12 protein-coding genes and 1 pseudogene are annotated in these 13,108 nt (G+C 68.6%); 10 read left to right on the top strand and 3 right to left on the bottom strand.

Annotated features, from left to right (window positions below; genetic code table 11):
- Both NK1_RS22080 and NK1_RS22075 read left to right on the top strand, forming a co-directional pair.
- The coding region (locus NK1_RS22080; RefSeq protein WP_063011507.1) for an SDR family oxidoreductase at positions 1-891 on the top strand (891 nt) is incomplete at its 5' end.
- A 116-nt stretch (positions 892-1,007) separates the two neighbouring features.
- The gene (locus NK1_RS22075) at positions 1,008-2,813 is read left to right on the top strand and encodes a thiamine pyrophosphate-requiring protein (RefSeq protein ID WP_063011471.1); all 1,806 of its coding nucleotides are present in this window, start codon (positions 1,008-1,010) and stop codon (positions 2,811-2,813) included.
- Between the two features lies 1 nt (position 2,814).
- Here the strand turns inward: NK1_RS22075 and NK1_RS34655 are convergent, their stop codons facing one another.
- Entirely contained in the window at positions 2,815-2,964 is a 150-nt protein-coding gene (locus tag NK1_RS34655) for a hypothetical protein (RefSeq protein ID WP_157104382.1), read from the bottom strand.
- A 290-nt stretch (positions 2,965-3,254) separates the two neighbouring features.
- Between NK1_RS34655 and NK1_RS22070 the strand changes: the two genes are divergently transcribed.
- The 6 genes and pseudogenes from NK1_RS22070 (at position 3,255) to NK1_RS22050 (ending at position 9,044) form a co-directional block, all read left to right on the top strand.
- A complete protein-coding gene (locus NK1_RS22070; RefSeq protein ID WP_374726609.1) occupies positions 3,255-4,523 on the top strand; it encodes a cytochrome P450 family protein in 1,269 nt (422 codons plus the stop codon).
- Positions 4,524-4,603: 80 nt separating this feature from the next.
- A complete protein-coding gene (locus tag NK1_RS22065; RefSeq protein WP_063011469.1) occupies positions 4,604-5,524 on the top strand; it encodes an SDR family NAD(P)-dependent oxidoreductase in 921 nt (306 codons plus the stop codon).
- Between the two features lie 49 nt (positions 5,525-5,573).
- Entirely contained in the window at positions 5,574-6,587 is a 1,014-nt protein-coding gene (locus NK1_RS22060; protein WP_063011467.1) for a TIGR03617 family F420-dependent LLM class oxidoreductase, read from the top strand.
- Between the two features lie 121 nt (positions 6,588-6,708).
- Entirely contained in the window at positions 6,709-8,361 is a 1,653-nt protein-coding gene (locus tag NK1_RS22055) for an MFS transporter (RefSeq protein ID WP_063011465.1), read from the top strand.
- Between the two features lie 52 nt (positions 8,362-8,413).
- Positions 8,414-8,578 (top strand): annotated as a pseudogene (locus NK1_RS34650) (SDR family mycofactocin-dependent oxidoreductase); the annotation flags it as partial.
- 25 nt (positions 8,579-8,603) lie between these two features.
- Entirely contained in the window at positions 8,604-9,044 is a 441-nt protein-coding gene (locus tag NK1_RS22050; RefSeq protein ID WP_063011463.1) for a hypothetical protein, read from the top strand.
- 22 nt (positions 9,045-9,066) lie between these two features.
- Here NK1_RS22050 and NK1_RS22045 read toward each other — a convergent pair whose 3' ends face one another.
- Positions 9,067-9,636, bottom strand: coding sequence for a TetR family transcriptional regulator (locus tag NK1_RS22045; protein WP_063011503.1), 570 nt, complete (start codon positions 9,634-9,636; stop codon positions 9,067-9,069).
- Positions 9,637-9,925: 289 nt separating this feature from the next.
- Between NK1_RS22045 and NK1_RS22040 the strand changes: the two genes are divergently transcribed.
- Positions 9,926-11,524 carry a GMC oxidoreductase gene (locus NK1_RS22040; protein ID WP_063011461.1) on the top strand — a complete coding sequence of 533 codons (1,599 nt, stop codon included), beginning with the start codon at positions 9,926-9,928 and terminating at the stop codon, positions 11,522-11,524.
- On the opposite strand, the gene NK1_RS22035 is transcribed toward NK1_RS22040, so the two are convergent.
- On the bottom strand, positions 11,517-12,173 hold the full coding sequence (locus tag NK1_RS22035; protein ID WP_063011459.1) for a TetR/AcrR family transcriptional regulator: 657 nt from the start codon (positions 12,171-12,173) through the stop codon (positions 11,517-11,519). The two genes, NK1_RS22040 and NK1_RS22035, sit on opposite strands and share 8 nt — an antisense overlap.
- 202 nt (positions 12,174-12,375) lie before the next feature.
- Between NK1_RS22035 and NK1_RS22030 the strand changes: the two genes are divergently transcribed.
- Entirely contained in the window at positions 12,376-13,095 is a 720-nt protein-coding gene (locus NK1_RS22030; RefSeq protein WP_063011457.1) for a TetR/AcrR family transcriptional regulator C-terminal domain-containing protein, read from the top strand.
- Positions 13,096-13,108 lie beyond the last annotated feature (13 nt).

Raw genomic sequence — 13,108 nt, 5'->3', positions numbered from 1 at the left:
CGCGTGGCGCTGCTGGCCCGCGGGCGCGCCGGACTGGACGCCGCGGCGAAGGACGTCGAACAGGCCGGTGGTGAGGCCTTGCCGATTCCGACCGACGTCGCCGACCACGACGCCGTCGAGGCGGCCGCCGACCGCGTCGAGCAGCAGTGGGGTCCGATCGACGTCTGGGTGAATTCGGCGTTCACCTCGGTCTTCGCCCCCTTCACCGAGATCGAGCCGGAGGAGTTCCGCCGTGTCACGGAGGTGACCTATCTCGGGTCGGTGCACGGGGTGATGGTGGCGCTGGCCCGGATGCGCCCACGCGATCGCGGCACCATCGTGCAGGTCGGATCGGCGCTCGGCGAACGCGCGATTCCGCTGCAATCGGCCTACTGCGGCGCCAAGCACGCGGTCAACGGATTCCTCGAGGCGGTGCGGGTGGAGTTGATGCACGAGCGCAGTGGCGTGCACGTGACGATCGTGCAGGCACCGGCGGTCAATACACCCCAATTCTCGTGGGTGCGTTCACGTTTGCCGAAGAAGCCGCAGCCGGTGCCGCCGATCTACCAGCCCGAGGTGGTGGCCGACACCATCGCCTTCGCCGCCGAGCATCCCGAGCGCAAGCAGTACTGGGTCGGGGCGAGCACGGTCGGCACCGTCGTCGCCCAGCGCCTCGCGCCCGCGGTGCTGGATCGCTATCTCGCCCGCACCGGCTACGACTCGCAGCAGACCGACGCCGACGAGACCGAGCGGCCGGACAACCTGTGGCGCCCGCTCGACGACGAACACGGCCACGACTTCGGCGCCCACGGAGACTTCGACGGCCGGGCCCACCGGCACAGTCCGCAGGCGTGGATGTCGCGCTGTGTCGAATCGGTGGCCGGTTCGGTCGCCCGGATGGCCCGGCACTGACCACGAAATCCGCCCCCGCCGGCCGCGGTTGAGCACGGCAACCGCGGGTACCCGCCCGGCGACCAGGGGCACGCAGCGCATCCCCGCGGGCTCGACACGGAGAGGACAGGACAGATATGGCGCAACAGGTTGCCGACTACGTCGTGGCCCGGCTCAACGAGTGGGGCGTGAAGGAGGTCTTCGCCTATCCCGGAGACGGAATCAACGGTCTCGTCGCCGCTTTCGGCCGCACCGACGACCGGCCGACGTTCGTCCAGGCCCGGCACGAGGAGATGGCGGCGTTCTCGGCCACCGGCTACGCCAAATTCAGCGGGCACGTCGGTGTGTGCATGGCCACCTCCGGTCCGGGTGCGGTCCATCTGCTCAACGGCCTCTACGACGCCAAACTCGACCATGTCCCGGTGGTGGCGATCATCGGACAGACCGCGCGCAGCGCGATGGGCGGCAGCTACCAGCAGGAGATCGACCTGCAGAGCCTGTACAAGGACGTGGCCTCCGAATACCTCGTCGAGGTCAATGTCGCCGAACAGCTGCCCAACGCCCTCGACCGGGCCTTCCGCACGGCCTGGACCCGGCGCGCACCCACCGCGGTGATCATTCCGGCGGATCTGCAGGAGGAGACCTACGAGCCGCCGCAGCACGAATTCAAACAGGTGCCGTCGAGCCCGCCCGCAGAGATGCATTCGGTGGTCGTTCCGGCGCGCGCGGAGATCGAGCGCGCCGCGGAGGTGATCGGCGCCGGTTCCAAGGTGGCGATCCTGGTCGGCCAGGGTGCCCGCTCGGCCGCGCGCGAGGTGACCGAACTCGCCGAGATCACCGGCGCCGGCGTCGCCAAGGCGCTGCTCGGCAAGGATGTGCTGCCCGACGATCTGCCGTTCGTCACGGGCCCGATCGGGTTGCTCGGCACCCGCCCCAGCTACGAGCTGATGCGTGATTGCGACACTCTGGTCATCGTCGGTTCGAACTTCCCCTACAGCCAGTTCCTGCCGCCGCTGGATCAGGCCCGCGCCGTACAGATCGATATCGACGGCACCATGATCGGCATGCGGTATCCGACCGAGGTGAACCTCGTCGGAGACGCGAAAGCCACACTGGCCGAGATCATTCCGCTGCTGAAGCCGGTCAGCGACCGGTCCTGGCGGGAGACGATCGAATCGAATGTGGCGCGCTGGTGGGAGACCGTGGAGCGGCAGGCGTTGCTGGATGCCGAACCGGTGAATCCGATGCGGGTGGTCTGGGAACTGTCGCAACAGATTCCGGACAACGCCATCGTCACCGCCGATTCCGGCTCCTCCACCAACTGGTACGCGCGCTGCCTGAAATTCCACGGCAGCATGCGCGGCTCGTTGTCGGGCACGCTGGCCACCATGGGACCCGGTGTGCCGTACGCGATCGGCGCGAAGTTCGCCCACCCGGATCGCCCGGTGATCGCGCTCGTCGGCGACGGCGCCATGCAGATGAACGGTTTGGCCGAACTGATCACCATCGCCCGCTACACCGAGCAGTGGAGCGATAAGCGACTGGTGGTGTGCGTCTTCCACAACAACGACCTCAACCAGGTGACCTGGGAGCTGCGGTCCATGGGCGGTTCGCCCAAATTCGAGGATTCGCAGTCACTTCCGGACATTTCGTATGCGGACGCCGCGCGCTGCTTCGGCCTCGCGGCGATCGAGGTCGACGATCCGGAACAGTTGGCCGGTGCCTGGGAACGGGCGCTGACCGCGGATCGCCCGATCCTGCTGGACGTGCGCTGCGATCCCGAGGTTCCGCCGATCCCGCCGCACGCCACCTGGGATCAGATGAAGGCGACCGCGGAGGCCGTGCTGCGCGGCGACCCCAACGCCTGGCATCTGGTCACTCAGGGCATGAAGACCAAGGCACAGGAGTTCCTGCCCGGGCGCCGTTCGGGCGACGAGGACTAGGTCATTCGCGGCCGGCGCCCCAATCGGTCAGCGAATGCCTGGCGTGCCGTAGGGCGCACCGGAACTCCGCACGGTCACCGCGGGGCGCCACGGTGTCGAACAGGGCGGCCGCCACCGCCGCCACGACCGCGATGATCAGCAGAGTTGTCATATCGGTCAGTCTGCGACGGCCGGCCACGAAACAACAGAGCCACTACCACATCACTGGCCCGGAAGCCGGGCATCGGACCTGCGGCCGATGCCCGGCTTCCGCTGCGCAACCGGCACACGGGTAGGTATCATCGGCTCCCGGACCTCAGATCATGGTTCGGCCCAACGCTTTTGGCATCACGACTGGTGACGGCTGCCGCCGCGTTACGACTGGTGACGGCTGCCGCCGCGTTACGACTGGTGACGGCTGCCGCCGTCGACGTCCACCACGACCGTTTGGAGTTGTCTTCCGTGACCACGCCGCATTCGCTGGAATCGCCGTCGAACAGGTGTCCCGTGGCGCACAGTTCACCGATCGCCGCGGACGGACCGCGTGTTCGGCTCTACACCGAGGAATTCGCCGCCGACCCGCGCGGCGGATACGAGCGGATGCGCACACATCACCGCTCCTTCGCTCCGGTCGAACTCGCTCCCGGCGTGCCGGCGACACTGGTGATCGGTTATCAGGCCGCGCTGCGGATTCTCAACGATCCCGAGCATTTTCCCGCCGACCCGCGGGCCTGGCAGCGCACCGTACCGGCGGACAGCCCGATCCTGCCGATGCTCGGCTGGCGCCCGAACGCGTTGCGCAGCAGCGGGCCCGACCATGCGCGGTTCCGGGCGGCCAATGTCGCCGCCATCGACGGGGTCGACCTGCACACGCTGCACACCGTCGTCGAGCGGGTCGCGATCCCGCTGATCAACTCGTTCACCGTCGACGGCCGTGCCGACCTGCTGACCCAGTACATTCGCCCGCTGGCGTTCACCAGCCTGAACACGATGCTGGGCATCGAACCCGATATCGCCGAGCGGGTCGCGGCCGGGCTGGCACCCATCTTCGACGTCACCGGTGACGCGGCGGCGGGCAACCGGATGCTCGCGGCCGCCCTGCAGGAACATACCGAGCGCAAGCGCGCCCACCCCGGCGACGACATCACCTCGCGGCTGATCGCGCACGAGAGCGCCCTCGACGACGAGGAGGTGATCAATCAGCTGGTGAGCCTGTACGGCGCGGGTATCGAACCGCAGCTGCATCTGGTGGCCAACGCCCTGCTGCTGATGATGACCGACGAGCGGTTCTCCGGAAATCTGCTCGGCGGCACACTCACCACGCGCGATGCCCTGGACTGGGTGCTGTTCAACAACCCGCCGCTGGCGAACTATTGCGCGAGCTACCCGCGCCAGCCGATGCTGATCGACGATGTGTGGTTACCGGCGAATCAGCCCGTGCTGATCGGCATCGCGGCCTGCAACAACGATCCGCAGGTACGCGAGGGCGACCGCAACGGCAACCGCTCCCATCTGTCGCTGGGCGCCGGGCCGCACGCCTGCCCGGCCCGCCGGATCGCGTACCTGATCGCCCAGGACACCGTGGATCAGCTCCTGGACGCGCTGCCCGATATCGAGCTGGCGGTTCCGGTGACGGAATTGCAGTGGCGCCCAGGCCCGTTCAACCACGCACTGGCCGCACTGCCGGTCACCTTCCCGCCGTCCCCGCCGCTGCAGAGCCCGTTCGCCTGACCCGGCTGCGCCGTTCGCCCGGCACGGTTGCACCATTCGCACGACGGGCGTGCGGACCGCGCGCGGGTTACCGTCGTGACATGCACACCCTCGTGATGACCGGTGCGACCCGGGGAATCGGCCGGATCGCCGCCCGGGAGATCCTGCGCACCGCACCGGATACGCGACTCCTGGTGCTGGCACGCGGCGAGTCCGGACCGCAGGTGTGCGCGGAACTGTCCGGTGCGGGTTACGCGGCCTCGCATGTGGAGGCCGACCTCGCCTCGCTGACCGGTATTCGCTCGGCGGCGCGGCGGATCCACGAACTGCTCGATCGGGGCGAGGTACCGCCGCTGGCCGGATTCGTCGGCAATGCCGGGATGCAGTACACCGAGGCGACCATCGCGACCGAGGACGGACTCGAGGCCACCTTCGCCGTCAACGTCGTGGCCAACCATCTGCTGCTGCGCCTGCTCGGCGACCGCTTCGTGGTGCCCTCGCGCATCGTGATCACCGTCAGCGACACCCATTTCGGCGATCTGCGGCACAACCTGGGCATGGTGCCCGGCCCGGTATGGCACTCCCCCGATGTGCTGGCCCACCCCGGCGCCTTCGCCGATCCGTCGAGTACGGCCGCGGGCCGCACCGCGTACTCGACGAGCAAGCTGGCCATGATCTACCTGGTCCACGAATACGCGCGCCGGCTTCCGGCCGGAATCGACATTTTCTCCTACAACCCGGGTTTCGTCCCCGGCACCGGATTGACCCGCAACGCCGGGCCGTTGGAGCGCTTCGCCGTCCGCCGCCTCGCACCCGCGCTCACCTGGACGCCGCTGGCGAGCACGCCGAGGACGGCGGGCCGGCGCCTCGCCGAGGTGGTCACCGGATCGGTTCCGGCCGATTCCGGTAGCTACATCGATCGCTACCGGGTCGCCGCATCGTCACCGGAGTCCTACGATCCGGCGCGCGAACGCGACGTGTGGGAGTGCGCCGAACGTCTCACCGCCGCGCATCCGGCCTGAGCCGCCGCCCCTTCCGCTAGCGTGATGCCACCGAACGGAAGGATCCCCCGTGAAAGTGCATCTGCAGGTGGAGGGTTCGCCGCTGCGCGCCCGCGACAGCGCTCGCGCGATCGCCGCGCTCGGCGCCGACGGCATCTTCTCCTTCGAGGGCCCGCACGACGTGTTCGTGCCGCTGGTTCTCGCTGCCGCGGAGACCGATCTGCACCTGATGACCAATGTCGCCATCGCCGGGCCGCGTAGTCCGCTGCACCTGGCGCATACCGCCTACGATCTGCAGGCGCTCAGCGGCGGACGGTTCCGGCTGGGGCTGGGGTCGCAGATCCGGGTGCACATCGAGAAGAGGTACGGCAGCCGGTGGGATCGACCGGCCGCGCGCACCGGCGAATCGGTCGCGGCGGTGAAGGCCATCCTCGCCGCATGGGAAGGTCACGCGCCCTTGAATTTCCGGGGTGAATTCTTCACCCATACGCTGATGCCGCCGACCTTCGATCCCGGCCCGAATCCGTTCGGCCCGCCGCCGGTGCTGATGGGCGCGCTCGGACCGGTGATGACCCGAACCGCCGCCGAGGTGGCCGACGGACTGCTGGTCATGCCGTTCAACAGCGCAAGGCACTTCACCGGGCGCACGGTGCCGGCGCTGCGGCGCGGGCTGGCCGACTCGGGCCGCACGCTCGACGACTTCGAGGTGGTCGCCCAGGCCATGGTCGCGCTCGGCCGTACCGCCGGTGAGCTGGCCGCCGCGGTCGACGCGGTCGCGCGGCTCATCGCCTTCTACGCCTCCACTCCGGCCTACCGCCCGGTTCTCGACGCCGAGGGCTGGGGTGAGGTGCAACCCGAACTCAACGCACTGTCGAAGCAGGGCCGCTACGCCGAGATGAGGGCGCTGATCACCGACCCGATGGTCCGCACCATCGCTCTGGTCGGGTCCCCCGCCGAATGCGCGGCGCAGGCCCATGCCCGCTTCGGCGACTACGCCCGCGACATCTGCTGCTACTTCCCGGGTTACGACCCCGCGGCCGGCGATGTGGCCGAATTCGTGGCCCGGTTGCAGTCCTCGGAGTAGCGGACAGAAATCCACTTCTCGTTCCATGGAAATTGGATTCTCGCATGTCTATTATGTGATTCACCGCACTCAGGCCGCAGCGAGCCGACGCACGGGTGGCGGTGAAGGAGAAGAACTACCCATGGCAACCGCGACCACCAGCGTCGAAAGCCCCGATGACAACGACACCGGACGCCTGGAAAACGCCTCCACGCTCCGTGTCGTTCTCATCATCGTGGCGATCGTCGCGAGCACCGAGATCGTCCCGTTCCATTTCACGTTCATCAGTCTCAGCGCCCGCTTCATCGGCGAATCCTTCCCCGAGCAGAACGCCGGCCAGCTCACCTGGCTGACCACGCTGTACTCACTGATCGGCGGCGTAGCGGTACCGGTCTTCGGCAAATTGTCCGATCTGGTCGGCAAGAAGAAGATCATCCTGTTCTGCCTGCTGCTGTCGATCCTGGGCTGCCTCATCGACGCGCTGACCTCGAACTGGACGCTGATGCTGCTCGGGCGCGGACTGCAGGGGCTGGCCTTCCCCGCGATCTTCGTGTCCTACGGCCTGATCCGCGATCTCGCACCGCGCCGCCATCTGAACATGGCGATCGCACTCGCGGGCGGCGGCACCGGTGTGGGCGCGATCCTGGGGCCGGTGATCGGCGGCCTGCTCACCGACCACTACAGCTGGCGTTCCCTGTTCTGGTTCTGCGTGATCTGGACCGTGGTGACGATTCTGCCGCTGGCGCTGCTGGTTCCCGAGACCAAGCTACGCGCCAAGGTCAAGATCGACCTGCTCGGCGCGGTGCTGCTCGGCGCCGGTATCGCCGGTGTGCTCATCTATCTCAGCAACGGCGCCACCTGGGGCTGGGGTGAACCGTCGGCGCTGGCCTGGCTCATCGGCGGCGTGGTCCTGCTGGTGGCGTTCTACGTCTGGGAGCTGATCACCCCGGAACCGATCATGGATCCGAAGTTGTTGCGGGCCCCGCGCTTCGCCGGAATTCTCGCCGCGGCCTTCCTGTCCGTAGGCGTCATGCAGGGCCTGTCCTACGCGATGGGCTATCTCGCGGAGACTCCCGGTGGCGCCGAGGGCGAGGCGATCAAGAAGCAGATCGTCGACGGGGCGGCCGCCGAAGCCGCCAAGCAGGCCTCCGAGCAGATGCACATCCAGGTCCCCACATCGGCTGTCACCCAGTACTTCTCGGTGGAAGGCACCCTGCCGGGTTTCGGTCTGACGCTGCTGCAGTTCACCGTGCAGGCCATGCTGGGCCTGGCGCTGGTGTACGTGCTCGTCGCCCCGCTGTGCGGCTGGATGTCGACCCGGATCGGATTGCTCAAGCCCTACCTCGCCTCGACCATCGCGTTCGTGATCGGCTGTCTGCTGTTCGCTCGTTTCCACGACAGCGTGTGGCAGATGGCACTGATCGCCCTGATCATCGGTGTCGGCGCGGGAGCGTATCTGGGCACCCTGCCCAATATGGTGGTGGAGGCGGTGCCGCAGGAACAGCAGGGCATCAGCGCCGGAATGTACGGCGCCTTCAACAGTTTCGGCACCGCGGCCGCCACCGCCGCCGTCGCGGCGGTCATGTCGGCCAATCCGCTGATTCTGCACATCAACGCTCCCGGACACGTCGAGGAACGTAAACTGAACACCGGTCCGCTGGCGCAGCTGCCGGACGGCGCCGCGTATACGAACATCTTCTCCGTGTTCGCCGGCGCATCCGCGGTCGCCTTCGTCCTGGCGCTGCTGTTGCTGCGCCATTACAACCGGCCGAGCACCGGAGGTACTGCCCACTGAGTCGAAACCCGTTCGCGCCGTAGGTATTCCGCATCGGGCCACAGGAGGGCATATGACCGGCAGACTCACCGACCGGGTCGCATTCGTCACCGGGGCCGCCCGCGGGCAGGGCCGCGCACACGCGGTGCGGATGGCGCGCGAGGGCGCCGACATCAACGCCGTCGACATCGCGGGACCCGCCGCGGCGGCGATCCCGGTGGATCAGGGCAGCACGCAGTACTGAAGTGGTTGGGAGACAACAGATGAGCGACTTCGACAGCACCGGACCGACCCCGCGGCTCACCGTGGCGTTGTGCCGCGCGGCGCAACTGCTCGGCGACCAGGTGCGTGCCGTCCTGCTGCACAGCCCACGCCCGGTATTCCTGTTCTACCTGGCTCAGACCTTCGACCAGCTGGAGGCCGACCTGTCCTCGGGGCGCCCGCCCGGTCCCGCGACCCCGGCCCAGCAGCTGTGCCTGCACCTGATGCTGGCCCACGCCGAAGGGCAGGTGCCGGCCGAGGATCTGTCCCGCGCGCGGCGCCGGCTACTGCGCCACGACACCGGCGATATTCTCGCCGAGGTGCGCGCGATCGCCGGAAAGTCCGGTGGCAGTTACGATTTCATCGCATTGGGCGATGTGCTGGCAGCCGGCGGGATGGGCGCCTTCTTCGCGCCGTTCGAACCCTCCGGCCTGGCCGCCTGACCCCGGGTGTCCGCGACGCGGCTCAGCTGCCGGATTCGCGGCTGAGCCCGCGCATCAGCAGTCCCCAGGCGCGCCGCGCGGTGGCCCGGCGCGCCGGAAGTTCGGTTTTGATCAGCACGGCCGCCAGCATGGCCAGCGCGGTCACGACATCCTCGGCGGTGAGTTCCGGGCGCAGCGAGCCGCGCAGATCGGTATCGGCCAGTTTGGCACCGATCAGGTCGACGAGCCGGCGCGACACCTCGAACAGCCGCGGATCGTCGAAGCCGGTGGGGTCGATGGTGGCGATGAACCCGGCCGACACCGCGATCTGGTCGACGATGAAATCCAGCAGATCCACCGCCGTGGTCCCCGGCCGATTCGCCACCTCCTCGATGGCGACGACGTTGTCGTCGAAGACCGCCAGAATCATCGATTCGCGGGTCGGAAAATGCCGGTACAGCACGCCCGGACCCACTCCCGCCGCGCGCGCGATCGAATTCAGCGGTGCGTCGAAGCCGTTCTCGGCGAACACCTCCCGCGCCGCGCGAACCAACGCCCGTCGGTTCGCCGCAGCGGCCTTCGGCCCTCGATTGGCCCGGGGTGACGCGGTCATCTGATCGACGTTACCGCACGCGTCCGGCGACTCGACACGGCGGACGGATGCCGCCACCCGCGCCCGGTGTCCTTCGGCGCGTGCGGATTTCACGACACCGACCCCCGGCCACCTCGATTGGAACAAGTTGCAGTTGACGAGACGGGTCCGGTCGTACACACTGCCCTAGCAACCGGAGACAGTTGTCCGGTTGGTTTCGGTCACACTCGCTGGGCACGCACCCTGTTTTCGCGTCCCAGGCGAACCACGCGACCGATGTTACGTACCTGTAGGTCTTGATGGAGAGTGCATGACCCCGATGAAGCGACGCTCCTTTCTGCTCGGCGCCACCGCCGCCGGACTGACTCTGGCCACCGCGGCCACCGCGAGCGCCCAGCCCTGGATGACCACCGGGAGACGACAGACGTCGGTCCCGCTGACCCGGGAAGATCATCGGGCCGTCATCATCGGCTCCGGATTCGGCGGCGGCGTCAGCGCGCTACGGCTGGCCGAGGCCGGCGTCGACGTCCTGGTCCTCGAACGCGGTATGCGCTGGCCGACCGGCCCGAATGCCGACACCTTCCCGCACCCGTCGCGCCCGGACCGGCGCATGCTCTGGTTCCGGTCCGCGCCCGAGGTGCTGGGCGTGCCGGTGGCGCTCGAGCCGTACACCGGCCTGCTCGAGGCCGTCGTCGGGGAGAACATGACCGCGGTCTGCGCCGCCGGTGTCGGCGGCGGCTCGCTGGTGTACCAGGGCATGACACTGCAGCCGACCGAGGCGACCTTCTGCGAGGTCTTCCCCGCCGAACTCGACTACGCGCTGATGGCGCGGGAGCACTATCCGCGGGTGGCACGAATGCTGGGTGCCGGCGTGGCCCCCGACGAGCTGATCGACAGCCCCACCTACCTGCCCGCCCGGGCGTTCGCGCGCAACGTCGGCGCGGCCGGCTACGAGCTGTCGAAGATCCCCATGCCGATCGACTGGAGCTTCGCGCTGCGCGAGGTGCGCGGCGAGATGAAACCCTCCTACATCAACGGTGACTGCGCGCTCGGGGTGAACAACGGCGGCAAACATTCCGTCGATGTCACCTATCTGGCCCGCGCCGAGGCCACCGGCCGCGCCACCGTGCGGACCCAGCACGAGGTCACCGATGTGGCGCGCACGCCCGACGGCCGCTGGCAGATCAGCGTGGATCGCATCGATACCGCCGGACGGGTCGTCGAACAGCTCGTTCTCACCGCGAACGCGCTGATCATGGCCGCGGGCAGCATCAACACCACCAAACTGCTGCTGCGGGCCGCCGCCAAGGGACAGATCCCGGATCTGCCCGACGGCCTCGGCGGTCAGTGGGGCAACAACGGCGACCGGATCTTCACCTGGACCAGCGCCACCGACGATTTCGGCACCGCCCAGGGCGGCCCGGTGGTCTACGGCAGCAAGGAGTGGGACGACCCGGCCATCGCCAATACCGTGATCCAGGCGTCGATTCCACCGGCCGGCGTCGACGCGCATTCGACCATGCTGGTCGGATTCGGAATCACCGGCGGCCGTGGACATCTCGCCTACGACGCGGCCACCGACGACGCGAAACTGTACTGGCCCGCCGACGCCGACGCCGCACTGCAGCAGCGCATCGCCGCACGCGTCCATGCCATCGCGGGACCCGGCAGTACCGTGCTCGACACCAATGCCGCGGCCCCGAGCACCTGGCATCCGCTGGGTGGCGCGCCGATGGGCACGGTCTGCGACCTGGAGGGCCGGGTCCACGGCACACGCGGTCTCTACGTTCTCGACGGCGCCCTGATTCCCGGCAGTACCGCGGCCTGCAATCCGTCGATGACCATCGCCGCCGTCGCCGAACGCGCGCTCGACCGCATCGTCGCCACCGATATCGGCACCGTCATCTGAGGCGCGGCGCCGGGGCCCCGGCGCCGCTGCGCCGCGCTGCCTCGGCTTCGATCCAGTCGCCGATCATGTGCGCCGTCATGTCGATGGCCTCGCGGCGCCGCTGCTCGTCGAATTCGATGGCCGAGGCCCGCAACACTGCCGAAAAGCCGGTGTTGATCACCACGAAGGTCATCACGTCGTATTCGTGATCGTCGCCGGGGCCGAGCACCTGGATCAGCAGCACCTTGATCAGCAGGCGCAGCCGCGGCTCGAACTCCGGAATGCCACTGCTGTAGAACTGCACCCCGGCGACCAGCGCGCGGACCAGCAGCGCGTTGGCCACCAGTTCCTCGGCGATCGAGTTCAGCAGGCGCGAGGTCAGCTCGTGCATGCCGGCGTCCGAGCGGTCGAAAATGCTGTCGGTGGCGCGCTTTTCGATATTCTCGAGCAGGCGCGCGAGCAACTCCTCGACGATGACGGTGCGATCGGAGAAGTAGCGGTACACGGTGCCGATGCTCATACCGGCCTCGGCGGCGATCCGGTTGGTCGAGGTGTTGGCGATGCCACGCTCGCCGAAAAGCCGGGCGGCGGTGTCGAGGATGTGCTCCCGGGTCGCCTTGGCCCGCTCCTGAGTGGGCCGGCGACGCTGCCCGGCGGCTTTCGACGCCATCACATACTCCTGCCTGGTCTTCGCCCCGAGGACCGATCGTCGATCCTAGCCCGGCGCACGGCCTCACCGAGACCCCGGAAAGTTCCCAATTTATTTTCTCCGACCGGGAAAAAGCAGCTACGCTCGACATGCGGCGCGCTCGCCCAGTGCTGTGCGACGCGTCGTGCCGACCGCCGCCTTCCGAGGAACAGCGAGGCCACCCATGGCAGATTCCGGTGAGGCCGTGGTCGCTGCGGGGCGTCGCCGCGGGCGCCCGCCCCGGCTGAACCGCCGCCGCATCCTCGCCGCCGCACGCGATCTGGAGCCGGAGAATCTGACCATGCAGGCGGTGGCCGATGCGCTCGGCGTGCATCGCAAATCGCTCAACTACCACGTCAGCGATCGCCAGGGCCTGCTCGAACTGGTCGCGTTCGACGCGTTCGACACCGGTTTCGGCCGGGTCGATCTGCCCGAGCGGGCGGACTGGCGCGAGTTGCTGCGATTGTTCGGCCACGCGGTGGTCGACGCCCTGGTGCAGGTGGGGGCGCTCATCGTCTACGTACGGTTCGACGGGAAGGCGGGGCTGTCGGCGCTGGAGCTGGTCGAGCGGATCATGGCCGCGCTGGTCCGCGCCGGACTGGACGCGAGCGAAGCCGGGCGCACGCTGAAACTCGTTGCGGCGATGGCCTATTCGGCCGCACGCGAGGCGCTCGACGCCGGCGGCGGGCCGATCGACCCGCAGGCGGCCGCGGTGCGGCGCACGCTGGGCAACGAGTCGGGATTTCCGCTGCTGCGTGCGGTCGCCGCTGCTCGCGAAACGGACGGGCGCGTCGGTGAGCAGTTCGAATTCGACCTCGCCCTGATCATCGACGGACTGGAACGGCGGCTGGAAATCCGGCACGGCGCGGGCGTTGCGGCGGCGCCCGGGAATGGCTCGCCCTGACCGGCGCAGGCGC

The organism is Nocardia kruczakiae NBRC 101016, from assembly GCF_001612965.1.
Lineage (GTDB): Bacteria > Actinomycetota > Actinomycetes > Mycobacteriales > Mycobacteriaceae > Nocardia > Nocardia kruczakiae.
The sequence above is the reverse complement of the archived record's forward strand: the minus strand, read 5'-3'. Positions and strand labels throughout refer to the sequence as shown.